Here is a 24143-nt window from a genome sequence, read left to right on the forward strand (position 1 = left end):
CCGGGTAAGTCGTCCCCTCGCCTGCTGAAGGAGCACACATTGATCGACATCGACCCCAATACCGACGGGTTGCCCGGCATCGAACAGCTCCGCGTCATCGTCGGCGCGGCCATGACGGTGGGGCTCATCCTCGCTGTCCTCGCCCTGATCATCTCGGCCGTGGTCTGGGGCTACGGGGCGAACAGCTCGAATCCGCACCTCGCCAGCCGGGGCAAGGTCGGCGTACTCGTCTCGTGCGGCGCGGCGATCATCTGCGGTGCGTCGGTGACGCTCGTGAACTTCTTTTGGAACGTCGGCCAGTCGGTCTGACTCCACGACCGAGTTGAGATGGCTGAGCCGATGAGTATCTGTGATGTGCCCGTCATCGCCTCGGTGTGCGATGCCGTGGGCGAGGGAACTGCGTCGCTCATCTCCGCGCCGTTCGACTGGCTCGCGCAGGCAATGGGGCAGGCCGCCGCCTGGCTGTTCGAGAGCGTGTGGGCGGTATTCGACTCGACAACGCTCATCGACGTTACTGGAAGCCAGTACGTCTCGGTCTACAACGTGCTGTTCGGGGTGGCGATCTTCGTCATGCTCGTCTTCTTCTGCCTCCAACTGATCACCGGGCTCGTGCATCGAGATCCGATGGCCCTGTCGCGCGCGGGCGTGGGACTTGCCAAGTCAGTGCTCGGCTCGTTCGTCGCCATCACCCTCACCGCGACACTGTTGGAGGTCACCGATCAACTCACCATCGGCATCGTGCAAGCGACTGGCAACACGATGGAGGGCATCGGCGACCGCATGGCACTGCTCGCCGCTGGGCTAACGACGATCAACATCGCCTCTCCCGGCGTCGGTGCGATCATCACGATCTTCCTGGCCGGGCTCGGCATCGCGGGTGCGGGCATCGTGTGGTTCACGCTGCTCATCCGTAAGGCGCTGCTACTGGTCGCTATTGTCTTTGCGCCCATCGCCCTCGCCGGGTTCGCCTGGGATGCCGCGAAGGGATGGTTCGGGCGCTGGGCGGCGTTCGTCGTGGCGCTCATCTTCTCGAAGCTCGTCATCGTTGTCGTTTTCCTGGTCGCCATTGGGCAGATCAGCGCGCCCATCGATCTCGACCTCGCCTCGATCAGTGACCCGATCTCGGGCATCGTGCTGATGTTCATCGCCGCGTTCGCGCCATACCTGACGTACAAGTTCATCTCGTTCGTGGGCTTCGACATGTACCACGCGATGTCGAGCGAGCAGGAAGCGAAGTCGGCGCTCAACCGGCCCGTCCCGCTGCCGGTCAAGGCCCAGCCGAACGCGGCTAAGTCCGTCCTCGGAGGGCAAAGCGGCGGGAGAGGCGGGACTCCTCCCGCGCCGAGCACAGCTCCCGCTGCAAGTGGCGTAGCAGGCGGCGTTGCGGGCGCAGGTGGCGGGGCGGCCGCTTCCGGTGGCGGGGCGGCGGCCTCGGGAGGCGCGGCAGGTGCCGGGGCAGCAGCGGCCGGCCCCGCGGCCGCAGCCGTCGTCGGGGCGCAGGTTGTCAAAGCCGCAGCGACGACTGGGCCGAAAGTCGGTGCCGCGGTCGGCGGCGCAGCAGCCGGGCACGCAGAGACATCCACGCCGCCGATACCCGTAGCGCCGAGGAAGGGGTAGAACATGGCCACCCAGCACCCTCCGGCTCCCGAGCAGCAGGTCTCCCCCGTGCAGTTCTCCCGACTCGCGCACCGTGGCATCCTGCTCGGACTGTCGATCTCGCAGTTGATCGTGCTGGGCATCGGCGTGGTCACCGTCGTCGCCACGATCTACACGGGCGGCGGCATGGGGCTGGTCTGGACATCCCCGATCTGGCTCAGCTGTCTGCTGCTCGCGGTCGTCCCCGCGGGCGGCCGCAAGCTGGTGGACTGGCTGCCCATCGTGTCGCGCTGGATGTGGCGGAGCACCGCAGGGCAGTTGATCTTCCGCCGCCGCGTCATCAAGCCGCGTCCCGTCGGCACGCTCGCGCTCCCCGGCGATGCGACCGCGCTGCGCGAATGGGTCGATCCCGAGACGGGCGCGGCGATGGTGCACGACCCCCACGCTCAGACCCTGACCGCGGTTCTGGGGGTGACGCACCCGGCGTTCGTGCTGCTCGATCCGGGCGAGCAGGAGCGGCGGATCAACGGCTGGGGTCGGGTGCTCGCTACGGCGTGTCGCTCGGGCCGGATCGCCCGGCTCCAGGTCTGCGAGCGGACACTGCCGGAGTCCGGCACGGGGCTCGCCGAATGGTGGGCCAGGCACGGCGCCGACGATGATTCCTGGCCTGCGACTACATACCGAGAGCTGATCGAGCGTGCTGGGCCGACCGGCGAGCGCCATGCGACGACCATCTCGATTGCGCTCGATATGAACACCTCGGGACGACAGATCCGCTCCGCGGGCGGCGGCATCCGTGGAGCTGCCGCCGTGCTGCGTCAGGAGATGACCACGCTCGTCGCTGCGCTGCGAGCTGCGGACCTCGCCACGACCGGCTGGCTCGCGCCTGGCGAGGTCGCTGTAATCCTGCGCTCCGCCTACGACCCGGCTGCCGCGCCCGCGCTGGAGAGGCACGCCGACATCGGACGTTTCCTCGCCACCGCGGGGCCGGTCGCGGTGACCGAGAGCTGGGATCGCGTGAGAACCGACTCCGGTTACCACACCGTGCTCTGGCTCTCCGAATGGCCCCGCTCGCAGGTGTTCCCCGGATTCCTCGCCCCTCTGTTGCTTACCTCGGGAGTGCAACGCACGTTCTCGCTCGTCTGCACGCCGGTTCGCGCCGACATCGCGGCTCGCGACCTGCGGAAGAAGAAGGTCGGTCTTCTCTCCGATGCGACGCAGCGCGCGAAGATCGGCCAGGTCGAGGATGCCTCGCGCACGGCCGAGTACCAGGACCTGCTCCAGCAAGAGTCCGATCTCACCGCGGGACATGGAGTCCTTCGCTACACCGGCCTCATCTCCGTCTCCGCGCCCACGGTCGATGAGCTGGATGCCGCCGTCGCCGCTATCGAGCAAGCCGCCGTGCAGGCGTCCTGTGAGACGCGCCGCCTCGTTGGCCAGCAGGCCACCGCATTCGCCGCCGCCGCGCTCCCGCTCTGTCGGGACGTGTGACAAACCCAGCCCTCGACCCCGGAAGGAGTGGCCATGCCGACCTTCAGCAATCCCGTGCAGGACGCCACGGAGACCCGCCAGGCGGTGCGGGCGCTCGCTCATGCGAGCCGCGCCTTCGCCGACCCCGCGGACACCTATCAGGTGGTCGGCGAGCTGCTGGGGACGCTGCGCTCCCTGGAGCAAGTGCTGGAGCAGGTCGCGGCGGCGCACGTTCGGCACCAGGACAAGGCGTTTCTCGACAATGGCGACCACGAGGCTGGGGTTGATGAGGCTTGGGCCGCCGCCAACGCCCTGCGCAAGGCCGCAGAACTCGTCCAGTTGGCCGAGACTGCCGTCGATCAGGCGACGCAGCATTCGAGCTACATCGCCTGGCACCCGGCACCTGTCGCGAGCCGACCTGAGCTGGACCCGTTCTCACGCGATCCGTTCGAGGCCCACCCCGTCAGTTCGCCAAAGGGGCTGTCGCTATGAGTCCCGACGACCGCGAGCGCCTGCACACCGCGGTCCTGCTCGACCCAGCGGGCGAGCGCCGTGCCGCTCGGAAGGCGCGACGGCGAGCGGCGAACAAGATCGAGACCGCCGACCGCAAGGCGCAGCAGGATCTGGCGCGCGCGGCGTGGGAGGCCGAACGCGAGGCGCGGCGGGCGACGACCTACCTGCCACCGTCCGGCGAGACGAGGCCCGCGGCACTCCGCACACCGGGCCGATTCCGGCTGCCGCGTCACCAGGACACGAGCGCGACGCTGGCCGGGGCGTATCCGTTCCTCGCCGAGGGCGGACTGGGCTCTGCCGGGGTGTTCGTCGGCCAGGATCTCTACAGCGGGGCATCGTTCGTCTATGACCCCTGGGTGCTCTACGCGCAGGGCCTCATCACCGCACCGAACATCGTCCTCGCGGGGATCGTCGGCTCCGGCAAGTCCTCGCTCGCCAAGAGCCTCTACACGCGCTCCATCCCATTCGGTCGGCGGGTATATGTCCCCGGCGATCCGAAAGGCGAGCACACGGCTGTCGCTGAAGCAGTCGGCGGACGGGCGATCGTGCTGGGGTACGGGATGTCTACGCGGCTGAATCCGCTCGATGAAGGGCATCGGCCTTCGGGCCTCAGCGATGCCGAGTGGCAAAGCCAGGTCACCTCCCGGCGACGCGACCTCATCGGCGCACTCGCCGAGACCGTCCTCGACCGCGGCCTCACCCCGCTGGAGCACACCGCCGTCGACTTCGCGCTCGCCGATGCGGTGCGCTCGGCCGAGGTGCCGATCCTTCCGATGGTGGTCGACCGCATCCTCGCCCCGCAGCCCAAGGACGACGACGGCAGGCTCGCCGAGGACGGCCGACTCGTCGGACACGCGCTGCGGAGGCTCGTGGCCGGGGACCTGGCGGGGCTGTTCGACGGCCCGAGCACCGTGCGCTTCGACCCGTCACTGCCGATGGTGTCGCTCGACCTGTCGCGGGTGGCAGAGAACTCGACGCTCATCTCCGTGCTCATGACGTGTTCCTCGGCGTGGATGGAGTCGGCGCTTCTCGACCCGGCAGGCGGCCCGAGGTGGGTCGTGTATGACGAGGCGTGGCGGCTCATGTCACATCCGGCGCTGCTGCGCCGGATGGACGCACAGTGGCGGCTCGCGCGGCACTATGGCATCGCCAACCTGCTCATCTTCCACAAGCTCAGCGACCTCGACAACGTAGGCGACCAGGGCTCGGCGATGCGCGCGCTCGCCTCGTCCCTGCTCGCCAACGCCGAGACACGGGTGATCTACCGGCAGGAGAGCGATCAGCTCGGAGCTACTGCGCAGGCCCTCGGACTCACCGGAACGGAGCAGGGATTGCTACCCGGTCTCGGCACCGGACAGGGGCTCTGGAGGATCAAGAACCGCTCGTTCGTCGTCCAGCATCAGCTCCACCCTGCCGAACTTGCGATGTACGAGACAGGGCAGAAGGCAAGAGGAAAGACCTAGATGTTCCCGCGATTTGACGGCTTGGCGGGAACAATGAAGGTCCCCGACCTCAAGCGCCCATGCGGGGGTCGAAGTTTGCGGAACCTGCACGTTCTCGCTGGTGAGGTTGCAGGCAGTGTCCGAAATAGCTTGGACAGCATCGCATGATGGATGGCATTCGGTGAACATGCGAGCAAGCAGGCGCGTCAGTGCGTCATGGACTCAGCCCGGAGGTCTCCGATCGGTCGCCTGAGAGCCGCAATGCCACCCAGAGGCCGCATCGGCGGCAGATGAAGGCGTTGTCGTGCGCCAGGGCGTGGAGCTTGCGTCGCGGGAGTTCTCGCCCGCAGCATGAGCAACTGTGCTGCATGGTCGGTGTCGTCATACTTAGCCTGGTTGCCCTCGGATACGGTGCCTCAGATGTAGCTGCAGATGTCCTGTGCGGTGCACCTGGCCGGGTCGCCGGTTTCGGTGGTATCGCGGACTTCGGCGACCGTGGCACGGAGGGCCGTGAGTTCGGCGATCTTCTGGTCGATGTCGGTCAACTGCTTGTTCAGGATGTCGCGGACGTGGGTGCACGGTGCGGCGCCGGCGTCGCGCACCTTCAGGATGTCGCCAATCTGGGACAGCGTCAGGCCCGTGGCCCGACCGCGCCGGATGAAATCGAGCCGCGGCACGATGTCAGCGCTGTAGTCGCGGTACCCATTCCCCGCACGGCTGGGGACTGGGAGCAGCCCACGGTCTTCGTAGAACCGCAGGGTCTTGCTCGTCATCCCGGCCGCTGTGGCCGCCTCACCGATCAGCACGGTACACCTCCGTCGCCGGAGTAGCCTCCGGCATCCCTTGACCTTCCAGCGTAGTGGAAGGTGCAGGCTGAGGCCATGGAAGATCCGACCTCCTTCGACCTGGCCGTCATCGGTTCCGGTGCCGGCGCGTTCGCTGCGGCGATCCGGGCCAGCCAATTGGGCAAGCGGGTGGTGATGGTCGAGCGAGGCGTCATCGGCGGCACCTGCGTGAACACCGGCTGTGTGCCGTCCAAAGCGCTGCTGGCGGCGGCCGACGCCCGGCACGTTGCCCTAAATTCTGGACGGTTCCCGGGCATCTCCGCATCGACCGGGCGGGTGGACATGCCCGCGCTGATCGAGGGCAAACGCGCCCTGGTCGAGGGCATGCGTGCGGAGAAGTACGAGGATCTGATCGCCTCCTACGGTTGGGACCTGCGAGCCGGAACGGCCGCATTCGCCGGTACCACGGCGGACCCGAGGTTGGAGATCACCGCAGCGGACGGGACGCGGAGCACGGTCGGTGCAGCGCACTACTTGATCGCCACCGGCTCCACCCCAACCATCCCGGCGGTCGACGGGTTGGCCGGTGTCGACTACCTGACCTCAACTTCAGCGATGGAGTTGGAGGCGGTTCCCGAGTCGTTGCTGGTGCTCGGCGGCGGCTACGTGGCGATGGAGCAAGCGCAGTTGTTCGCCCGGCTGGGTTCCCGGGTCACCATGCTGGTCCGATCCCGGCTGGCGTCCCGCGAGGAACCCGAGGCGTCCAAGGCCATGATGGGGATCTTCGCCGACGAGGGCATCCGGGTGGTCCGCCGCGCGAACCTCGACACGGTCCGCACCGACAAGAACACCGGCGACATCATCGCGACGGCCACCGTATCCGGTGGAGCAGAAGAGTTCCGTGCCAGCCGGATCCTGATCGCCACGGGTCGGCAGGCGGTGACCGAAGGACTGAACCTCGCAGCGCTCGGGATCCAGACCGGCCCTTCGGGCGAGGTCATGGTCGACGGTCGGCTCGCGACATCCAACCCGCGGATCTGGGCGGCCGGCGATGTCACCGGGCATCCGCAGTTCGTCTACGTCGCCGCCTCCAACGGGTCCCTGGTCGCGGAAAACGCCTTCACCGGCACCAACCGGGAGGTCGACTACCGGCACCTGCCGCGGGTCACCTTCACCAGTCCCGCTCTCGCCGCCGTCGGGATGACCGAGCAGCAAGTGGTCGCTGCCGGTATCCGCTGCCAGTGCCGGGTACTGCCCCTGGACTACGTTTCCCGGGCCATCGTCAACCGCGACCTGCGCGGTGTGATCAAGGTCGTGCAGAACGCCGACACCGGCCAGATCCTCGGAATCACAGCCGTCGCCGCCGACGCCGGCGACCTCGCCGCCGCCGGTGTGTACATCCTCGAAGCGGCCATGACCACCGACCAAGTCGCCCACCTGTGGAGCCCTTACCTGACGATGGCCGAGGGCATCAAAATCGCCTGCCAAGCCTTCACCGCCGACGTCTCCAAACTCTCCTGCTGCGCCTTCTGAGCGCATCACCAGATCCATCTGAAAGGAAAAGAGAATGACCAACGAACCCGCCGCGATCACCGACCGCCTCGCCACTGCTGAGACCGGGCTGGAAACCTGGCTCTGGCTCCCCTTCTGAAGCTCCTCGCCGAAGGCGAACCTGTCACCATCGCCGATCTGGCGACCGCCACGGGGCGGACCGCCGACGAAGTGCAGGCCGCGCTCGCCGAGGTTCCCGACACCGAATACGACGACAAGTTCACGATTCTTGAATCCGAGTAGGCCGGGAACTCACGGTCTCGGGGCCGGTTTCAGCCTATCTGGACCCGTGAGTTTCTGCCTGGCGGGGCGGGGGTTATCGGGCGAGAGTGCGGATGGACATGTCGTCGACTTTGGGCAGGTGCCGCTTGACCGAGTCCTCGGCGGCGCCCGCGATCCTGTTCGCCTCGGCGAGCGAGACGTCCGGAATGCGTATGACGGCTTCGCCATGGAGTCGGTGGCCGATCCAGCGGAGCCGGACGTGGTCGATGCCGATGACTTCGGGGACGTGCTCGAGGGCATGCTCGGCCTTGTCGAGGAGTTCGGGTTCGATGCCGTCCATGAGTCGTCGGCCGACGGAGCGAACAGTGCCGATCAGGAGGACGACGATCATCGCGGAGATCACCAGACCGACGATCGGGTCGGCGAGGGGGAAGCCAAGGAGCACGCCGATGCCGCCGATCACGACGGCGAGGGAGGTGAATCCGTCGGTGCGGGCGTGGATGCCGTCGGCGACGAGGGCGGCGGAGCCGATCTTGCGGCCGACACCGATGCGGTAGATCGCGACGGCCTCGTTGCCGAGGAAGCCGACAACGCCGGCGGCGATGACCCATGCGAGGTAGCCGATGGGTTGGGGGTTGATGATACGGTCGATGGCCTGCCAGGCGGCGAGCACCGCGGACAGGGCGATCATCAACACGATGAACAAGCCCGCGAGGTCCTCAGCGCGGTTGTAGCCGTAGGTGTAGCGGCGGGTCGCCGCGCGGCGGGACAGGGCGAACGCGATCCAGAGCGGGACCGCGGTGAGCGCGTCAGAGAAGTTGTGGATCGTGTCCGCAAGCAGCGCGACCGATCCGGAGAACGCCACGATCACCGCCTGCAGGACGGTGGTGACCAGTAGCACGACGAGGCTGATCTTCAGCGCCCGGATGCCCTCCGTGTTGGCCTCCAGGGCGTTGTCGATCGAGTCCGACGCATCGTGTGAGTGGGGCACGAAAATCCCGTAGAGGAAGCCCCTGAACCCGGTCGGGTGCTCGTGCCCGCCAAGCGAGTGCCCGCCGCGGGCGTGCGTGTGACCGTCGTGCTCGTGCTCGTGCGGGAAGTCGTGGGTGTGCGCGGTCATGCCTCATCCGTTCCGTGGTGGTGACGAGGGGTACCGCCCAGGGAGTGCTCGGCCTGGAAGATCGCGTCCGAGACGAGCTGAGAGGCGTGCTCGTTCTCGAGCCGGTAGAAGACCCGTTGTCCTTCCTGCCGAGTCGCGACGATCCGCGCCAGTCTCAGCTTCGCGAGATGCTGCGAGACCGCCGCCGGGGACTTATCGACGGTCTCGGCGAGCTGGTTAACCGAGAGCTCGTCGGCCGCGCGCAGCGCGAGGATGATCCGCACCCGGGTCGCGTCGGCGAGCATCGCGAAGACCTCGACGGCGAGTTCGACGAACTGGCTGTCCGGGCTCAGCCCGCAAATCTTCTTATCTGCATCCACACGCAGATTATTGCACGTCCTCCGGGCGAAGGTCGGGATCGAGGACGCGGAGGTGGCGGGCCCATGCGATAACGGGTTCCGACGCTCGGGTCGGGATGAGGCGTGGGATGAGGCGGACGAAGATGACCATGACGATGAGCTCGACGAGGGTCTGGGTGACCACCACGAGCGGGGCAAGGTCGAACGCGGCGGGCAGGGCCAGAACGAGGGGGAGCACGACGAGGGAGTTGCGGGTCGTGCCGCTGAACACGATCGCCCTGCGCGCCGGCACGTCCAGGCCGGCGACCTTGCCGGTTGCGGCGCCGATCGGGACCATGACCGCGGCGAACAGGACGTAGACGGGGATGGCGAGCAAGAGCGCACCGAGTTGCTGACCGACCCCGGCGATCTGGGAGGCGACGACGACGGCGAGGGTGAGCATCATCAGCGGCACCATCGCCCCCAGCACGACCTCCTGCACCGCGGCTCCCCTGCGGGTGCGCGCGGCGGCGAGCTGAGTGAGTCCGGCCGCGACAAGCGGCAGGACGATGAGCAGCACGAACGCTTCGACGAATGGGGCGAGGTCGATGGCCTCGACGAACTCGGGACCGACGAACAGCAGCAGGTAGAGCGGCAGCAGGAGCATCTGACCGAGCATCAAGATCGGGGCGGCAGCGAGCAGTCGGTCCTTCGCGCCGCCCGCGATGCCGGTGAACACGATGACGTAGTCCACGCACGGGGTCAGTAGCGCGAACAGCACCCCCACCAGCAGCACCTGGTCGTGGGCGACGATCCGCGACAGAACGAACACCACGACGGGCACGAGGACGAAGTTCACGACCAGGACCGTGGCAAGGAAGCGCCAGTCGCGGAACGCCTGCCCGATCTTGGCGAACGGCACCCCGAGGAAGGTGGCGTAGAGCAGCAGCCCGAGCACGGGGCTGATCGCGAACTCCGCCGGATGCGCGACGACGGGGGCGAGGAGGCCGACCGCGGCGCCCACGACGAGCGCGGCCAGGTAGAGCGTCACTTGGTGCCGCTCCATCCACTCCGCAACCGCTCGCATAGCTCCTATCTTCACAGCCTTCAATAGGTCATCATTCACTGTATGGTCATTACATGCTGACTCTTACTTCGCGGGTGGACGTGATGAACCGGCTCGGCCGGGCGATGGCCGACCCGACCCGCTCCCGCATCCTGCTGTCGCTTCTGGAGCAGCCCGGATACCCGGCGAAGCTCGCTCGCGACCTGGACCTGACCCGCACTAACGTCTCGAACCACCTGGCCTGTCTGCGCGGTTGCGGGATCGTCGTCGCCGATCCTGAGGGCCGGCAGACCCGGTATGAAATCGCCGACCCGCACCTGGCCGCGGCGCTCGTTGCACTCGTGGACGTGACGCTCGCGGTGGACGAGAGCGCGCCGTGCCTGGACCCGGCGTGCACGGTCCCGGGCTGCTGCGACACCGAGGCCATCGCCGGATGAGCACGGCGACGCTGACCGACGAGCGCCGGACCCGACTGCACGGTCGGGTGAAGTTCATCGTCTTCTTCACGATCACCTGGAACGTCATCGAGGCGATCATCGCCCTCTCCGCCGGCGCGCTCGCCTCCTCGGCCGCGCTGATCGGGTTCGGGCTGGACTCGGTGATCGAGGTCGCCTCCGCTGCCGCGATCGCCTGGCAGTTCACCCGCAAGGATCCCGAGCTGTGGGAGAAGGCCACCGTCCGGATCATCGGGGTCGCGTTCTTCGCCCTCGCCGCCTACATCACCGTCGACGCTATCCTCGCCTTCACCGGGGTCCGCGAGCCGGAGCACAGCCCGGTCGGCATCGGCATCGCGGTCGCGAGCCTGATCGTGATGCCCGGCCTGGCCTGGTTCGAGTTCCGCACCGGCCGCGAGCTCGGCTCCAAGAGCGTGCAGGCCGACGCCAAGCAGCTCCTGCTGTGCATCTACCTCTCCGGCACCGTCCTCATCGGCCTGCTGCTGAACAGCTTGTTCGAGTGGGCGTGGGCGGACTCCGTCGCCGCGCTCGTCGTCGCGGTCCTCGCGATCCGGGAAGGCATCGAAGCATGGCGCGGCGACATCGAATCCCCCTTGGAAGTCCTCGAAGACCTCGACCACGAGGAGGTCACCCCATGACGCACGTCGGCCCGCTGAACGGCCCACCGATCGCCTGCACCCTCGCCCCGGCTGCCGGCAAAGCGCAGGTGGAGAAGTGGCGAGCGTTCGACGAGGACTACGCGCTCGAGACCGAGCGCACCGACGCTCGCCTGACCATCCACTACGCCAAGGTCGACGACTCCACCCGACGGCTCCGAGAGCTCGTCGCGGCTGACAGCACCTGCTGCGCCTTCGTCGACTGGAGTATCGACGAGACCCACGCCCACCTTCGACTCATCGTCACTGGCACGCCGGAACAGATCGCAGCGCTAAACGTCGGGTAGCCGGGTGCGGGCGTGCCTGAATGGTGCGAGTTCAGGAGCGGTGAATGAACGCCAATATTCCTGAACCAACTGGCACGATTCCAAGGATTCGCTGAGATTCGTCAACGCGCCAGCACACCGGGCGCACCTAGTGTGCATGAGCCATCCCCGACGAGACCACTCGCGCGAACTCACGGCAGTTGGGACAGCGTGAGATGGCCATCACACTTGCCCGGCGACGCCTCGCACGCCAAGAGAGCGCAGAACGGGAGGTCTCTGCGAACGTGCCGCCTGTGCTGCCGGTCGTGACGATGACGGTGCAGCCGGACGCGACGCTCCGCGTCGCAGTCGACGGGGAGCCGTTCGGCGCGCCGACGTTCGCCCCGCCGTGGCACCGGCACTCATTCGCGCAGATCATCAGCGAGGTCGTCGAACAGCGCCACTCGCCCGTGCGCATCGTGGTGCACGAACTCGACGGGAGGGTCTACACGGACATCGTGACGGCTCCGCTTCATCCCACATTCCTCAGCTCATCCCTTCCCGAGTCGCCGGCCCCGGTCGACCAGACTAGCCCTGCGCCAGATACAACCGAACCAGCGCACCCTCTCCCATGCCAGAACGGCGAGGGCTACGTGCCTGGTGAGGAGGTCGCGGTCGCCGTCATCGTCCGGCACACCGGGGCTGACAGCGAGGGCACAGCACGGGCGATCGTCGAGCCGAGTCTGCTCGATCTGAGTCCCACGCACGAGGTCATCCTGCTGGGCCGCGTCTCGGGCACCTGCATCGTCGGACACCCGGCATGACCAGCTCATCACCGCGAGCCGGGGCGTTCGGCGACGAACTGACGAACCTCGCCCTCGGCGCGCTCATCGGTGCGATGCTGCTGGCCGGTGCGCTCCGCTTCGCCGGGAGCATCGCTGCGTTCGTCACGGGCGCGCCCCAGCCCGCGGCGGGTCTCGAAGCGGGAGTCGGAGTGGTCTTCCACGCCGACGACCCCGGCTCGGCACTCGGCTCCGCGTCGCTCAGCCCCGTCGCCTATTGGATCACCGCCGCACTCCTGCTCGCCGCCATCGGTACCGCGGCGTGGTTCATCTGGCGATGGGTGCGCGAGCTGGGCAAGCGGACCAAGGCCGACCCGAACCGGATCGAGGGAATCGCCGACGCGCGCGACGTGCAGCGCGCCGCATCCGAACGCGACCTTCTGCGTCGCGCGACGACGCTGCGCCCCTCGCTCACCGAGCCGAAGCCCGAGGAGGTCGGCTACCTCCTTGGAACCTCGCGCGGCAAGCGCGTGTGGACATCCGTCGAGGACTCGATCCTCCTCATCGGCCCGCCGAGATCCGGGAAGGGCGCGAACATCGTCATCAACACCATCCTCGACGCGCCCGGTGCGGTCATCACGACCTCGACCCGGCCGGACAACCTCACGGCGACGCTCCGCGCTCGCCAGGCGCGCGGCGGCCCGGTCTCCGTGTTCGATCCCCAGCATCTCGCCGAGGGCGTGCCTGCGGGTCTGCGATGGTCGCCGATCCGCGGGTGCGAGGTGCCCCTGACGGCGATGATCCGCGGCACAGGTCTCGCCGCGGGAACCGGGCTCTCCGGCCCCTCCGTCGAGAACGGCGGATTCTGGGAAGGCAAGACCCGCACGGCGCTTCAGGCGCTTCTTCACGCCGCAGCCCTCGACCACCGGCAACCCGCCGAGCTGTTCCGCTGGACGCTCGACCCCGCGGCTGCGGCGGATGCCGTCTCCATTCTCGCCTCGCACCCCCAGGCCGCGACCGGATGGGCCGAGTCACTCGACGGAATGCTGCAATCCGACCCGCGCACGCGCGACTCAATCTGGCAGGGCGTCTCGCTTTCACTCGCCTCCCTTGCCGATCCGCGGGTGCTGGAAGCGGTCAGCCCCAGCGAGGACGAGCAGTTCGACCCCGAGGCGTTCCTGCGCGACTCCGGCACGCTCTACCTGCTGGCGACAGGAGCCGGAGCCGGGGCGTCCTCGTCGCTCGTCGCGGCGTTCATCGAAGACCTCGTCGAGACGGCCCGGCGCATCGCCGCGCGCTCGCCGGGCGCGCGACTCGACCCGCCCGTGCTGGTCGCGCTCGACGAGATCGGGAACCTCGCGCCTCTGCCTTCGCTCCCGGTCCTCATGGCTGAGGGCGGCGGCACGGGTCTCACGGTGATGCCCGTGTTCCAATCGCTCGCCCAGGCGCGAGGTCGTTGGGGCGACGACGCCGCGACCGCGATGTGGGACGCGAGCATTACAAAGATCGTGCTCGGCGGCGGGACGGACACACGGCACCTCCACGACATCTCCACACTGATCGGCGAACGCGACGAGACGACTGAGTCCGTGACCATCGGCGAGCGCGGCTTGCGCTCGAATCAACGCTCGATCCGCCGCGTTCCGGTCATGAAGGTCGAAGACATCCGCACCCTGCCCCAGGGCACTTCACTCGTGCTGCTGCGCTCCGCGCCACCGATCATCACGACCATGCGTTACTGGCTCCATCGGCCGGATGCCGAGACGCTGCTCGCTCAGCGCGCCGAGGTCGAGTCGCTCATGCAGCCGGGCACCGCCGGGATAGGTGAGGCAACAGCCATCGGCGACTGACCAACTTCGCGTGACCGCCAGATCGGCACCCACCGCGGACGCTAGATCGGCCAGTCTTTGTGCAGCTCCGAGCCGATACCAAGGGAACTCAGGTCCGCGGTAACGGCAAGCCACAAGTCACTGAAGATCTGGTCAGCGTCGCCCGTCCAGTCGTTTGGAATCGGGGTCGGCGAATCGACGGTGTACGAGACGACGTATCCCGGAGCTGAGGAGTCGTCCCAAGACAGCGAGACGTTCAACCTCGCGTTCTCCAGTTTCACGTCGTCATCACCGTCGCCGAATCTGTCGGCAACGTACTCATAGTCGTATGAGAACTGGTACGAGTCATCCTGCTTCATCGAACGCAGGTAGTCGTCTTCATCCTCGAACTCTTCGCCGGTCGAGTGGTTCACGAACGACACTGGACGACCTACCTCTCGCATTCTCTGCCCAGGCGACGCTCGCCTCTCAGTCCTGTAATCACAGTAGCCGGGGCGCCGACGGTCGAGCCTGCGCACCTATCGGGTAGCAATCCTCTCTCGGCAGGAGAAGTTAGGAGCATCCCGATGCGAACCAAAGAGTCCCTGTGGGGCTTCTTCGCCAGCGACCCGCAGTTGTCCTTCAACGAGGGCGGTGAGGCGCGGTTGTTCGCCTGGATCGGTCAGGAGCAGTTCGAGCGCAACCCGGACGGCTCGTTCACCCAAGGCGAGACGAAGTTCTACCCGTTCAAGATGTTCCGGCGCAGCGCAGAACATGCCTACGAGAAGTTCGCGCGCGGCGACAACTTCGTCGCCAGCGGCCACGTCCAGAAGTTCAGCTACGAGAAGAATGGTGAGACGGTCAGCGGCGAGGAGTTCATCGCCACGCACATCGGCCCCGATGCTGCCCGCACGAGCTACGCCGTCGACCGTGGCCGCTCGCGCTCGCAGCAAGTCAAGAGAGTCCCCATCGAAGCGCCCGACCCGACCCTCCCGCAGCAGCCGTCGCCCCGTCCGATGACGCTGTGAGGCCGAGTCATGACCATCGAGGAAACGTTGTTCCCGCCCGATGACCCCGACTTCGACGTGCCTCCGCTCGAAGAACCGGAGCCCGACCCGATAACGACTTCGTCGAGGCCGACCAAGGAGCAGGAGCCCGAGGCGGAGGACACACCGGAGCCGCCGCGCCCGGTGAACTGGAACATCCTGACCGCGGCCGAAGCGCAGGTGGAGTGGCTGGAGCTGAACGCCTTCGTGAACTGGCTGCGCCACGAGTTCGGGCTGAGCGTGAACGTCGTGCCGCCGTATTGGCACCGGCACCCGGAGCTGGTGTGGCCGCTGTCGGCGCTGCGCCAGCACTACCTGAATGCCTACGACACGAAGCAGCACGGCTCGGCACCGTTCGGCTGGTGGCGAGATTTCTGGGCCTTCATGCCGCAGCTTCGGGACGCAGTGACCGCGTGCGGCACGAAGCTCAACACGGATCGCCCGACGCGGCAGGCGGTGTGGCCGGGCGAGGACGAGCGCCCCGCTCCCGTGGAGACGGTGATCCCCAACCGGGACGCCGACTTCACGCAGTTCGTCAAGGAGGACGTGGCGCGCAGGCAGGCCATCGAGGACGAGTTCTACGCCCGCCTCGCGGCGGAGCAGTAGGCGCGGGCGGTGACTGCGAATGGCGCGGCAGCGATCCCGGAAGCCCTGGCCGGGGCAACTGGAGTTCGATTTGTGGGGGCTCGACGAGCCCGCGGCCGACGCCGCGCTCGCCACGGCTCGGGATGCTGGAGCAGGCGATGAACAAGTACGGCCAGATGGCGCTGTCCCACTGGCAGACGACGGCCCCGAGCAGGGTCGCGGAGCTGAGCGATCCGGCGGCATTCTTCAAGGCGATGGGCCTGGAAATGCAGACGCAGGTGACGAACCTCGCGTCAATGCTGGCGGGGAGCGACCGGCAGGGGGAGACTTTCTTGCAGAAGGTCGCCCGGCTGACAGCAGCCCGGAAGCAGGCGGAGGAGGTCGTGATGTCGCAACTGGCGTGGATCACCGACCCGAGCCTGCCCCTGGATCAGGCGCGAGAGGAATGGGAGCAGACCCGGCCCTCCGACGAGAACCTGATCCTCTGGGCGGAGCGGATGCAGGACTGCCCGGATTCGATGCCCTCCTCCGTGGAACTGGAGGAACTGGCGAAGAAGTGGGCGCTCAGCGTCGAGTTCCTGCTGGAGCTCGTGGCGACGGAGCCCCCGCGGGAATACATGCGGGCGAATCAGGCGGCGCTCGCCGAGGCGGCGACGATCCGCTTCTTCCGCGAGCTGCGGTAGCGCCCCGGTTCGTTCCCGCCTCCCAGGACGACCTCGGGCCATCGGGTGCAAAGGCCCGCTATCGGGCGAACGTGGAGGCCATCCAGCTCATCCACGATCTGAACTCCACGGGTCGCCCCGCGTCCCCGGACGGACAACGGGTGCTCGCCCGCTGGTCGAGCTGGGGCGCGATCCCCGAGGTGTTCGATGACCTGAAACCCGAGTGGGACGCCGAGCGCGCCGAACTGCGCGAGCTGCTGGGCGATGACGAGTGGGAGGCTGCGGAGCGGACAACCATCAACGCGCACTACACCGACCCGATGATCGCCCGGCAGGTGTGGCGGCTGCTGGCCGGGCTGGGGTTCCGCGGCGGTGCGGTCCTCGAGCCCGGCTCCGGGTCGGGTACATTCATCGGCCTCGCGCCAGTATCGGCCCAGATGACCGGGGTGGAACTCGACCCCCTGACAGCGGCGATCTGCGCCGAGCTGTATCCGCACGCGACCGTCCGTGCCGAGTCCTTCGCCGACACGCGACTGCCCGAAGGGCACTTCGACGCTGCCATCGGCAACGTGCCGTTCAGCAACGTCACCCTGCACGATCCGCTGCACAACGCGACCCGGCAGTCGATGCATAACCACTTCATCATCAAGTCGCTACGCCTGACCCGACCGGGCGGCCTCGTCGCGGTGCTGACCTCGCACTACACGTTGGACGCACAGAACCCCGGGGCGCGGCGGGAGATGAACGAGCTGGCCGACCTCGTGGGCGCGATCCGCCTGCCCACCGGGGCGCACCGTCGCGCCGCAGGGACGGAGGTCGTCACCGACCTGCTCGTGTTCCGGCGTCGTCTGCCTGGCGAGCAGATGCGCGACGACGCCTGGGAGAAGGTCGCGCAGCTGCCCATCGACGGCGTGCCGATGCGGATCAACCGCTACTTCGATGAGCACCCGGAGCAGATGCTCGGGGAGGTCGGCGTCGGCCACGGGATGTACGACGCGGCCACGCTCACCATCACGACCGATCTGGCCGACTTGGAGGCGGAACTCGCGGTCGCCGTCGACCAGCTCGTGTTCTCCGCTCGCCGTGCCGGGCTGACGGTCACGGAGCGGACCGCCGAGCAGCAGGCGCGCCGGGCCGCGTTCACGCCGTCGGCGCCGGAGTTGTGGGACGGCAGCATTGTCGCGAGCGAGAGCGGCGGCTTCCGCACCGTGGTCTCGGGCGGGCTGGAGCCGCTCGCGGTGCCGAAGTCCGCCGAGCGCGAGCTGCGCATCCTGCTACGTCTGCGCGACGGGGCATCCCGCCTGCTGACCGCGGAGTCTGCGAGCGTGGACGACACGCCTGACATCGTGCTCACCCGCACGACGCTACGTCGCGACTACCTGAAGTACGTCGGCACCTACGGGGCGCTGAACCGCTACACGCTGCGCCCCACCGGGCGCACGAACGAGGATGGCGAGGAGACCTTCGCCCGCATCGTGCCGACCGCGATCCGCCTGCTGCGCTCCGATCCGTTCGGCCCCCTGGTGCTCGCACTCGAACAGTTCGATGACGAGGATCAGTCCGCATCGCCCGCTGCAATCATGAGCCACCGCGTGGTGGTGCCGCGAGCCGAAGTACAAGGCGTAGACAGCCCCGCCGATGCCATCGCCGTCAGCCTCGACCGAACCGGCGGGATCGACCTCCCCCTCATCGCCGACCTGCTCGGCATGAGCGATCACGACGCCCGCGAGGCGCTGGGAAACCTCGTGTTCGCCGACCCGACGACCGACCAGCTCATCCACGCCCCCGAGTACCTGTCCGGCGATGTGCGGGTCAAGCTCGAAGCCGCCCGCCTGCGCGCGGAGCAAGACCCGGAGTTCCAGATCAACGTGGACGCGCTGGCCGAGGCACTGCCCGCGCCACTCGGCATCCAGGACATCCACGCGAAGCTCGGTGCGGTATGGATCAGCGCCGACGTGCACGAACGGTTCCTGCGGAGCATCCTGCGCGCCGAAGACGTGCGCGTCGAGAACCCGCTGCCGGGCATGTGGGAGATCCGCGGCGGACGGCAGGGCCTGCTCTCCACCTCGGAGTGGGGCACACCGCGCCGCCCCGCGCCGGACATCGCCCAGGCCGTCATGGAGCAGCGGACGATGCTCGTCTACGACGAGGAGAAGGACATCGACGGCAAGGTGCGCCGCGTGCTCAACCCCGTCGAAACCGCCGCCGCTCAGGAGAAGGCGGACGCACTCCAGGAGCGGTTCAGCGATTGGGTGTGGGAAGACCCGGCTCGCGCGCAGGCACTCGTAGACGAGTACAACCGGCGCTTCAACTCCATCGTGCTCCGCGACTACACCGACGCCGGGGTGTACTTGTCGCTGCCCGGCCTGGCGTCGAACTTCGAGCCACGCACGCACCAGCGCGCTGCCGTCGCGCGCATGGTGTCCGAGCCCGCCGCCGGCCTGTTCCACGAGGTCGGTGCGGGCAAGACCGCGGAAATGATCATGGGCGCGATGGAGATGCGCCGGATGGGGCTCATCAGCAAGCCCGTCGTAGTCGTGCCGAATCACATGCTCGAGCAGTTCGGGCGCGAGTGGCTCCAGATCTACCCGCGCGCCCGCGTGCTCGCGGCGTCGAGCCTCGACCTCACGGCAGACAAGCGGCGGCTGTTCGTTGCCCGCGCTGCCGCGAACGAGTGGGATGCGATCATCGTCACGCAGGGCGCGTTCGCCAAGGTCCCCCTGCGCGCCTCGACCCAAGAGCAGTACATCCGCGGGCAGGTGGAGGACGTGCGGCGAGTGCTGGGCGAGGCGACCGGCGAGCAGCGGATGAGCGTCAAGCGCATTCAGCGCAAGCTCCTGGCGATGGAGAACAAGCTCAAGGCGCGCACCGATACCGACCGCGACCGCGGCGTCTGCTTCGAGGACACCGGCATCGACTACGTCATCGTCGACGAGATGCACATGTACAAGAACCTCGCCACGGAGTCGAACATCCGCGATGCCGCCATCGAGGGCTCGGATCGCGCGAGCGACCTGCACATGAAGCTCGAATACCTCCGCTCGGCGGGGCGCGAGCGGGTGGTGACCGCGGCAACCGCGACACCCATCTCGAACTCGATCACCGAGACCTACGTCATGCAGCGATACCTGCGGCCCGACGTGCTGGAGTCGGCGGGGGTCGGCGCGTTCGATGCGTGGGCGGCGACGTTCGGCGAGCTGGTCACGCAGATGGAGATCTCGCCGACGGGCAGCACGTTCCGCATGAAGACCCGCTTCGCCCGATTCCAGAACGGGCAGGAGCTGCTGCGGATGTGGTCGGTGTTCGCCGACGTGAAGACCGCCGACGACCTCGACCTGCCCGTGCCCGCGCTCGTGCAGCGCGACGACGGCAGCCGCGCGCCCTCCACCGTGCCGGTGCAGCCGACCGTCGAGCTGGAGCAGTACGTCGCTTCCCTCGCCGAGCGCGCCGAGAAGGTCGCCACCCGTCAGGTGCGGCCCGACGAGGACAACATGCTGCTGATCGCCACCGACGGCCGCAAGGCCGCGCTCGACATCCGCATGGTCATCCCCCGCGACCCTTCCGGGCCGAGCAAGGTCGACGTCGCCGCCGACGCGATCCACCGAATATGGGAGCGCACCCGCGACCACGAGTACCTCGACACGGTGACCGGGCAGCCCTCCACGATGCGCGGATCGCTCCAGCTCGTGTTCTCCGACATCGGCACCCCGAACCAGGACAGGTGGAACGCCTACGACGAGCTGCGGCAGCAGCTCGTGCAACGCGGTATCCCGGCCGAGCAGGTCAGGTACATGCACGAGGCGAAGACCGACGTGGAGAAGGCCCGCCTGTTCGCCGCGGCTCGCGCCGGCCACGTCGCGGTGCTCCTCGGATCGACGGAGAAGATGGGCGTCGGCACGAACGTCCAAGCGCGCGCCATCGCGTTGCACCATCTGGACTGTCCGTGGCGGCCCTCCGACATCGCGCAGCGCGACGGGCGCATCATGCGGCAGGGCAACCAGAACGAGGAAGTGGCGATCGTCCGCTACGTCACTGAGCGTTCCTTCGACTCCTACATGTGGCAAACCGTCGAGCGGAAGGCCGCGTCGTTCGCGCAGCTCCTGCGTGGCAAGATCAACGCCCGCGAGATCGAGGAGATCGACACTTCCGCGCTGTCCGCGGCCGAGGCCAAGGCCATCGCCTCTGGCAACCCCCTCCTGCTGGAGCACTCCGTCATCCTCAACGAGGTGAACCGGCTGCGCCGCTTGCAGCGCGCGCATGAGCGCAACGAGGACATGCTCGTCCACACTGGCAACCGCGCCCGGTCATCCGCTGAACGCGCCGCCGCAGACATTCATGGGCTGGAAGCCGCCGCACCGCGGATGACCGACACGAGCGGCGACAAGTTCTGCATCACCCTCGGCATGCGCGACTACGACTCCCGCTCCGAAGCCGCCCACGCCCTCGCCGCATGGATGGGCGACTCCGGGCTGAAGTGGCTGCCCCGGTACGGGCACAAAGACTTCGGGATCATCGGCCGCATCTCCGGCTTCGACATCCACGTCGAGGCCCGCTCCGGGCTCGCCACGCTCGACGTGACTGTCTCCCTACCCGAGGTGCCCCGCTCCGGGTTCACGATGCCGAAGGAGTCGTTCCTGCAGGCCGGGCTCGGGCTCGTGCAGCGCATCGAGAACCGCGTCAGCGGCATCCCCGCACTCCTCGATCAGGCCCGCGAAGACCTGGAGGAAGCCGAGCAGAGCGTCGCCGGCACCCAGCAGCGCCTGGGCCAGCCGTTCCGCCACGCTCAGGCCCTCGCCGATGCCGAAGAAGACCTCGCTCGCGTCGAGTCCCAGCTCGCCGCGATGCAGGACGAGCCCGCACCCGAGCCCGCCGGGCCAGAGGCTGAGCGCGTCGAGCTGACTATCGAGGCCGTGCGCGCCTACGAGCCGAACCTCGGGTCGCGGGAGGGTGCGGGGCGTGAGCCCGCGGCTCCGTTCGTCCCCGCGACGCCTCCGGCCGCGTCGCCGAGCAACGCCCCGCGGCTGTAGCTCAGCGGCACTCCGGGCCGAGCCCGTCGACGATCGTGGCGGGGTCGGCGATGATCTGCTCGCAGCGCAGGCAGCGCGCGCCGCGAAAGATCACCTCCGGTTCGCCGTGGATGCCGTGTTCGGGTTCGACCTCGTAGAGGTCCGCGTGTGCGGCGAACAGGCGCGGGTGGTTCTTGGCGATGGCGGCATGGAATTGCGCGGGCGTGGTCGGCGGGTTGAGCTGACGCTCGACGAAGAGGTCGATCACCGTCGAGTAGGCATCGCGGGTGAGCCGCGCGGCGAGGAACAGATCGGCGTTCACCGCCGAGATACCGACGCTAGCAAGATCGTCCAGCCCGTAGTCGTCCACATCCTCGGTGACCAGGAACCGCGCGCCCGCGGCCGCAGAATCGGCAAGGATCTGCCGATCCGCGCCCTTCGTCCCGACGAAGCGTTCCGCACCTGTGCCGGTCGGCCCGAGCAAGACGTCGAATCGCTCCCGGACACTCGACGGCGGCAACGCCCTCAGGCGCATGTGCACCTGGGCCTCCCGCTCGGCAGCCGGGCTCCAGAAGGCGCGGAAGCCGCTCGGCACCCCGCCGACGACCAGCAGAGTCCGAGTGACGGGCTTAGCGATGATGTTCGCGTCCAGGAGAACGCGCGTCAGCTCACTGATCGCCGAAGAGGTCGTCACGGAGTTCATCGCGCGTCAGCTCCACGAGGTCGCCCATCGTCTTGCGCCAGTACCGCTCGAACTCCTCGTAGGGGATGCGATTGCGATTGCCGACCTTGACCGCGCGAATCTCCCGCGCCTTGATCTTCCGCGAGATGGTGGGACGAGACACGCCCATCGCGTCGGCGACCTGTTCGGGGGTCATCATGCGGCGTTTCGCCGTCAGCGTCACCGTCTCCCCGTCGGCTGCCGCCTGCTGCACATACGCGGCGACCTGCTCCAGCCAAGCCGGGCGCGCCCCGGCGCTGGAGCGCACATCCTCCGGGTTGATCGTCAAGCTTGTCATGGTCATGACCCCATCCTACCTCCGCCTGCACACTCTGGACAATACAAGTGTTCATGCGGCATCCCTTTCTTGAGCCTTGCAGTTCATGCGTCGATGCCCGCGAACACCTCGTCGAGCGCGTCAGCCGCGACTTCGACAATGAGTTCGGGGCGCTTTGCGTAGTGCCCTTCAGTGATCGCTGAGTCACTGTGCCCGAGCAGGTCTCGTGCGACCTCGACGCCAGCCGTGTCCGATACCGCCGCAGCGACTGCCTTGCGGAGACTACGGAAAGTGAGGTGCTCGGCGTCGACCCCGATAGCCAGCAGTTCCGGCTCGAACTCGCGGCGGAACATCCGCAACAGTTCGCCCAGCGCGCTGGGATCGCGCGGACGACCACGCTCGGTCGTGAACAGTACGTCGTCTGGATTCCGCTCAGGGTCGGGAACATGGTTTGCAACGAGTTCGCTCAGAACCTTCGCCGCGAACTTCGGAACGCGAACCCATCGCTTCTGCCGCTCCGCTTTGGGCGAGTCTTGACGGAACAGGCCGCGGGATCTCGTGCGGACCATCGTGCCGCCAACCCACACGAGCGCGTCCATCGTCAGACTTCCATCCGGCTGTTCCACCGCCTCGAACCGCACGTCTTGGAACCGAATCGCAATCGGTTCCGCGGTCCGCTCGGATGTGCCGAGCGTGATCAAGATGTAGTTGGTGAGCAGCTTGTAGTTGGGCCGTCGGCCCAGCGGATACCGCGCTCGGTGCCGCTCGGGCCACACGTCGCGGATGAGGTGGAGGATGTACTTGACCTGCACCGTGTCGAGTTCGAAGTACACCGTGTCCGGCTCATCCGAGCGTCTGGTCGCACGGATCGGGTTCGCCACGACGACCGCTCCGTACCGCGTCTTCTGGATCGACCCGGCAGCGGAGAAATGCCCCTGCTGAATCGCCCAGTCGAACATCAGCGACATCACATTCCGAACCTTGTTCGAGGTCGTCGCCGACTTCTCCCGTGCGATATCCATGAGCAGCCCGTCAGCACGGTCGGCGGTGACTTCGGCGATGGGGATGGCACCGGCGCGCGGGATGACATGCGCACGGATCATCGATGCGTAGCCGTCGACTGTCTGCTCGCGGCGCTGGCGCAGCACCCGTGGATCATCGTCGTGATACGCAGTCTTCAGCCACGCAGTCGCCAGCTCGGCGACGGTCATGAGCTGCGTCCGTCGCGCCAGGACTCGACCGACAACGACATCAGCCGCCGCTCGCAAAGCAGCGAACGCCTCTTCCTCAGTCGCTCCGCTGCCGCTCGGACGACGCTCGTGCCCACTGCCGTCATAGACCCGCCCGCGCGCGACGATGAGGCCGTTCGGCTCGACTGTGTAGGTCACCGCGCCGAGTTCGCCGATCGCACGCTTTGGCCGCCCCATCAGTCGCCCGTCCTATCCATCGGGGCCACGATCCGCCCCGAGATGAACGCCTCGACGTCCTCATCGCGGTAGCGGACGTTGTGCGACGACAGCGCAACGAACGGCAACCCGAGACCTCGGCTGCGCGCACGCTCTGTCCGCCAGTCAGCGAGCGTCCTGACCGGGATGCCGGTGTAGTCGGCAAGCTCCCGCGGGGTCCAGAGGCGGGGACGATCGTCGGTCATACTACTGAGGTAGGCGGCACCACCCGTTGACCCCCGGCGACCCCCGTAGAACAGCCAAGAATCAAGTAAACGGACGGGTTCTCGGACAGCCGCGGTAACGACCTTGCTCATGCTTGACATCGCACTTCCCTGTATTTCTCGGGAAATACGGCCCCAAGGAGTACCCT

The 24143-nt window shown here is 67.7% G+C and carries 25 protein-coding genes; 16 read left to right on the forward strand and 9 right to left on the reverse strand.

Features of this window, described 5'->3' with window-relative positions:
- Positions 1-39: 39 nt before the first annotated feature.
- Genes AC3WLZ_RS08150 through AC3WLZ_RS08170 form a run of 5 tightly spaced genes read left to right on the forward strand, consistent with a single transcriptional unit; the run spans position 40 to position 5042 of the window.
- On the forward strand, positions 40-309 hold the full coding sequence (locus tag AC3WLZ_RS08150; RefSeq protein WP_045246597.1) for a DUF6112 family protein: 270 nt from the start codon (positions 40-42) through the stop codon (positions 307-309).
- A 30-nt stretch (positions 310-339) separates the two neighbouring features.
- The gene (locus AC3WLZ_RS08155; RefSeq protein ID WP_458041484.1) at positions 340-1617 is read left to right on the forward strand and encodes a conjugal transfer protein TrbL; all 1278 of its coding nucleotides are present in this window, start codon (positions 340-342) and stop codon (positions 1615-1617) included.
- Between the two features lie 3 nt (positions 1618-1620).
- Positions 1621-3087, forward strand: a complete 1467-nt coding sequence (locus AC3WLZ_RS08160) for an SCO6880 family protein (RefSeq protein ID WP_274638414.1) — start codon at positions 1621-1623, stop codon at positions 3085-3087.
- 33 nt (positions 3088-3120) lie between these two features.
- A complete protein-coding gene (locus AC3WLZ_RS08165) occupies positions 3121-3558 on the forward strand; it encodes a hypothetical protein (protein WP_458041483.1) in 438 nt (145 codons plus the stop codon).
- Positions 3555-5042, forward strand: a complete 1488-nt coding sequence (locus tag AC3WLZ_RS08170) for a putative type IV secretion/conjugal transfer ATPase (protein ID WP_492469698.1) — start codon at positions 3555-3557, stop codon at positions 5040-5042. Before AC3WLZ_RS08165 ends, AC3WLZ_RS08170 begins: the two co-directional genes overlap by 4 nt.
- A 395-nt stretch (positions 5043-5437) precedes the next feature.
- Here AC3WLZ_RS08170 and AC3WLZ_RS08175 read toward each other — a convergent pair whose 3' ends face one another.
- A complete protein-coding gene (locus AC3WLZ_RS08175) occupies positions 5438-5827 on the reverse strand; it encodes a heavy metal-responsive transcriptional regulator (protein WP_045246594.1) in 390 nt (129 codons plus the stop codon).
- A 75-nt stretch (positions 5828-5902) separates the two neighbouring features.
- Here AC3WLZ_RS08175 and merA point away from each other — a divergent pair, with 75 nt between their 5' ends.
- Positions 5903-7339 carry a mercury(II) reductase gene (merA, locus tag AC3WLZ_RS08180; RefSeq protein ID WP_274638418.1) on the forward strand — a complete coding sequence of 479 codons (1437 nt, stop codon included), beginning with the start codon at positions 5903-5905 and terminating at the stop codon, positions 7337-7339.
- 156 nt (positions 7340-7495) lie between these two features.
- Positions 7496-7600, forward strand: a complete 105-nt coding sequence (locus AC3WLZ_RS08185; protein ID WP_274638577.1) for a hypothetical protein — start codon at positions 7496-7498, stop codon at positions 7598-7600.
- A 73-nt stretch (positions 7601-7673) separates the two neighbouring features.
- On the opposite strand, the gene AC3WLZ_RS08190 is transcribed toward AC3WLZ_RS08185, so the two are convergent.
- The 3 genes from AC3WLZ_RS08190 to AC3WLZ_RS08200 are packed head-to-tail and all read right to left on the reverse strand — an operon-like array spanning position 7674 to position 10103.
- Entirely contained in the window at positions 7674-8699 is a 1026-nt protein-coding gene (locus AC3WLZ_RS08190; RefSeq protein WP_274638419.1) for a cation diffusion facilitator family transporter, read from the reverse strand.
- Positions 8696-9058, reverse strand: coding sequence for an ArsR/SmtB family transcription factor (locus tag AC3WLZ_RS08195; RefSeq protein ID WP_274638420.1), 363 nt, complete (start codon positions 9056-9058; stop codon positions 8696-8698). Before AC3WLZ_RS08195 ends, AC3WLZ_RS08190 begins: the two co-directional genes overlap by 4 nt.
- Positions 9059-9065: 7 nt before the next feature.
- Positions 9066-10103: an arsenic resistance protein gene (locus tag AC3WLZ_RS08200; protein ID WP_492469699.1), complete on the reverse strand. Its 1038-nt coding sequence runs from the start codon at positions 10101-10103 to the stop codon at positions 9066-9068.
- A gap of 53 nt (positions 10104-10156) precedes the next feature.
- Between AC3WLZ_RS08200 and cmtR the strand changes: the two genes are divergently transcribed.
- From cmtR to AC3WLZ_RS08225, 5 genes are all read left to right on the forward strand, one after another.
- The gene (gene cmtR / locus AC3WLZ_RS08205; RefSeq protein WP_274638422.1) at positions 10157-10519 is read left to right on the forward strand and encodes a Cd(II)/Pb(II)-sensing metalloregulatory transcriptional regulator CmtR; all 363 of its coding nucleotides are present in this window, start codon (positions 10157-10159) and stop codon (positions 10517-10519) included.
- The gene (locus AC3WLZ_RS08210; RefSeq protein ID WP_458041481.1) at positions 10516-11175 is read left to right on the forward strand and encodes a cation efflux transmembrane domain-containing protein; all 660 of its coding nucleotides are present in this window, start codon (positions 10516-10518) and stop codon (positions 11173-11175) included. Before cmtR ends, AC3WLZ_RS08210 begins: the two co-directional genes overlap by 4 nt.
- On the forward strand, positions 11172-11480 hold the full coding sequence (locus tag AC3WLZ_RS08215) for a hypothetical protein (protein WP_045246590.1): 309 nt from the start codon (positions 11172-11174) through the stop codon (positions 11478-11480). Before AC3WLZ_RS08210 ends, AC3WLZ_RS08215 begins: the two co-directional genes overlap by 4 nt.
- Positions 11481-11752: 272 nt before the next feature.
- Positions 11753-12262: a hypothetical protein gene (locus tag AC3WLZ_RS08220; RefSeq protein WP_052671989.1), complete on the forward strand. Its 510-nt coding sequence runs from the start codon at positions 11753-11755 to the stop codon at positions 12260-12262.
- Positions 12259-14070, forward strand: coding sequence for a type IV secretory system conjugative DNA transfer family protein (locus AC3WLZ_RS08225; protein WP_458041480.1), 1812 nt, complete (start codon positions 12259-12261; stop codon positions 14068-14070). Before AC3WLZ_RS08220 ends, AC3WLZ_RS08225 begins: the two co-directional genes overlap by 4 nt.
- Positions 14071-14111: 41 nt before the next feature.
- On the opposite strand, the gene AC3WLZ_RS08230 is transcribed toward AC3WLZ_RS08225, so the two are convergent.
- The gene (locus tag AC3WLZ_RS08230) at positions 14112-14462 is read right to left on the reverse strand and encodes a hypothetical protein (RefSeq protein ID WP_492469700.1); all 351 of its coding nucleotides are present in this window, start codon (positions 14460-14462) and stop codon (positions 14112-14114) included.
- A 153-nt stretch (positions 14463-14615) separates the two neighbouring features.
- Here AC3WLZ_RS08230 and AC3WLZ_RS08235 point away from each other — a divergent pair, with 153 nt between their 5' ends.
- From AC3WLZ_RS08235 to AC3WLZ_RS08250, 4 genes are all read left to right on the forward strand, one after another.
- A complete protein-coding gene (locus AC3WLZ_RS08235; RefSeq protein ID WP_458041456.1) occupies positions 14616-15056 on the forward strand; it encodes a single-stranded DNA-binding protein in 441 nt (146 codons plus the stop codon).
- Between the two features lie 9 nt (positions 15057-15065).
- Positions 15066-15680, forward strand: coding sequence for a hypothetical protein (locus tag AC3WLZ_RS08240; RefSeq protein ID WP_458041455.1), 615 nt, complete (start codon positions 15066-15068; stop codon positions 15678-15680).
- Positions 15681-15802: 122 nt separating this feature from the next.
- Positions 15803-16342 carry a hypothetical protein gene (locus AC3WLZ_RS08245; protein WP_458041454.1) on the forward strand — a complete coding sequence of 180 codons (540 nt, stop codon included), beginning with the start codon at positions 15803-15805 and terminating at the stop codon, positions 16340-16342.
- Between the two features lie 71 nt (positions 16343-16413).
- Entirely contained in the window at positions 16414-21348 is a 4935-nt protein-coding gene (locus AC3WLZ_RS08250; RefSeq protein ID WP_492469701.1) for a helicase-like domain-containing protein, read from the forward strand.
- Position 21349: 1 nt separating this feature from the next.
- Here AC3WLZ_RS08250 and AC3WLZ_RS08255 read toward each other — a convergent pair whose 3' ends face one another.
- From AC3WLZ_RS08255 to AC3WLZ_RS08270, 4 genes are all read right to left on the reverse strand, one after another.
- Positions 21350-21922 carry a hypothetical protein gene (locus AC3WLZ_RS08255; protein WP_492469702.1) on the reverse strand — a complete coding sequence of 191 codons (573 nt, stop codon included), beginning with the start codon at positions 21920-21922 and terminating at the stop codon, positions 21350-21352.
- A gap of 73 nt (positions 21923-21995) precedes the next feature.
- The gene (locus tag AC3WLZ_RS08260) at positions 21996-22352 is read right to left on the reverse strand and encodes an excisionase family DNA-binding protein (protein WP_492469703.1); all 357 of its coding nucleotides are present in this window, start codon (positions 22350-22352) and stop codon (positions 21996-21998) included.
- A 77-nt stretch (positions 22353-22429) separates the two neighbouring features.
- Positions 22430-23752: a tyrosine-type recombinase/integrase gene (locus AC3WLZ_RS08265; RefSeq protein ID WP_492469704.1), complete on the reverse strand. Its 1323-nt coding sequence runs from the start codon at positions 23750-23752 to the stop codon at positions 22430-22432.
- On the reverse strand, positions 23752-23976 hold the full coding sequence (locus AC3WLZ_RS08270; RefSeq protein WP_492469705.1) for a helix-turn-helix transcriptional regulator: 225 nt from the start codon (positions 23974-23976) through the stop codon (positions 23752-23754). The genes AC3WLZ_RS08265 and AC3WLZ_RS08270 overlap by 1 nt, the downstream gene beginning before the upstream one ends.
- Between the last annotated feature and the right edge of the window lie 167 nt (positions 23977-24143).

Source organism: Microbacterium sp. FW305-3-2-15-F-LB2 (genome assembly GCF_058787255.1).

What these genes read in the sequence shown, in the direction of transcription:
- AC3WLZ_RS08155 (WP_458041484.1), top strand. Translation starts at nt 340, where the DNA reads ATGAGTATCTGTGATGTGCCCGTCATCGCCTCGGTGTGCGATGCCGTG.
- AC3WLZ_RS08160 (WP_274638414.1), top strand. Translation starts at nt 1,621, where the DNA reads ATGGCCACCCAGCACCCTCCGGCTCCCGAGCAGCAGGTCTCCCCCGTG.
- AC3WLZ_RS08165 (WP_458041483.1), top strand. Translation starts at nt 3,121, where the DNA reads ATGCCGACCTTCAGCAATCCCGTGCAGGACGCCACGGAGACCCGCCAG.
- AC3WLZ_RS08170 (WP_492469698.1), top strand. Translation starts at nt 3,555, where the DNA reads ATGAGTCCCGACGACCGCGAGCGCCTGCACACCGCGGTCCTGCTCGAC.
- merA (WP_274638418.1), top strand. Translation starts at nt 5,903, where the DNA reads ATGGAAGATCCGACCTCCTTCGACCTGGCCGTCATCGGTTCCGGTGCC.
- AC3WLZ_RS08190 (WP_274638419.1), bottom strand. Translation starts at nt 8,699, where the DNA reads ATGACCGCGCACACCCACGACTTCCCGCACGAGCACGAGCACGACGGT.
- AC3WLZ_RS08200 (WP_492469699.1), bottom strand. Translation starts at nt 10,103, where the DNA reads ATGCGAGCGGTTGCGGAGTGGATGGAGCGGCACCAAGTGACGCTCTAC.
- cmtR (WP_274638422.1), top strand. Translation starts at nt 10,157, where the DNA reads ATGCTGACTCTTACTTCGCGGGTGGACGTGATGAACCGGCTCGGCCGG.
- AC3WLZ_RS08210 (WP_458041481.1), top strand. Translation starts at nt 10,516, where the DNA reads ATGAGCACGGCGACGCTGACCGACGAGCGCCGGACCCGACTGCACGGT.
- AC3WLZ_RS08215 (WP_045246590.1), top strand. Translation starts at nt 11,172, where the DNA reads ATGACGCACGTCGGCCCGCTGAACGGCCCACCGATCGCCTGCACCCTC.
- AC3WLZ_RS08225 (WP_458041480.1), top strand. Translation starts at nt 12,259, where the DNA reads ATGACCAGCTCATCACCGCGAGCCGGGGCGTTCGGCGACGAACTGACG.
- AC3WLZ_RS08235 (WP_458041456.1), top strand. Translation starts at nt 14,616, where the DNA reads ATGCGAACCAAAGAGTCCCTGTGGGGCTTCTTCGCCAGCGACCCGCAG.
- AC3WLZ_RS08240 (WP_458041455.1), top strand. Translation starts at nt 15,066, where the DNA reads ATGACCATCGAGGAAACGTTGTTCCCGCCCGATGACCCCGACTTCGAC.
- AC3WLZ_RS08245 (WP_458041454.1), top strand. Translation starts at nt 15,803, where the DNA reads ATGCTGGAGCAGGCGATGAACAAGTACGGCCAGATGGCGCTGTCCCAC.
- AC3WLZ_RS08260 (WP_492469703.1), bottom strand. Translation starts at nt 22,352, where the DNA reads ATGACCATGACAAGCTTGACGATCAACCCGGAGGATGTGCGCTCCAGC.
- AC3WLZ_RS08265 (WP_492469704.1), bottom strand. Translation starts at nt 23,752, where the DNA reads ATGGGGCGGCCAAAGCGTGCGATCGGCGAACTCGGCGCGGTGACCTAC.
- AC3WLZ_RS08270 (WP_492469705.1), bottom strand. Translation starts at nt 23,976, where the DNA reads ATGACCGACGATCGTCCCCGCCTCTGGACCCCGCGGGAGCTTGCCGAC.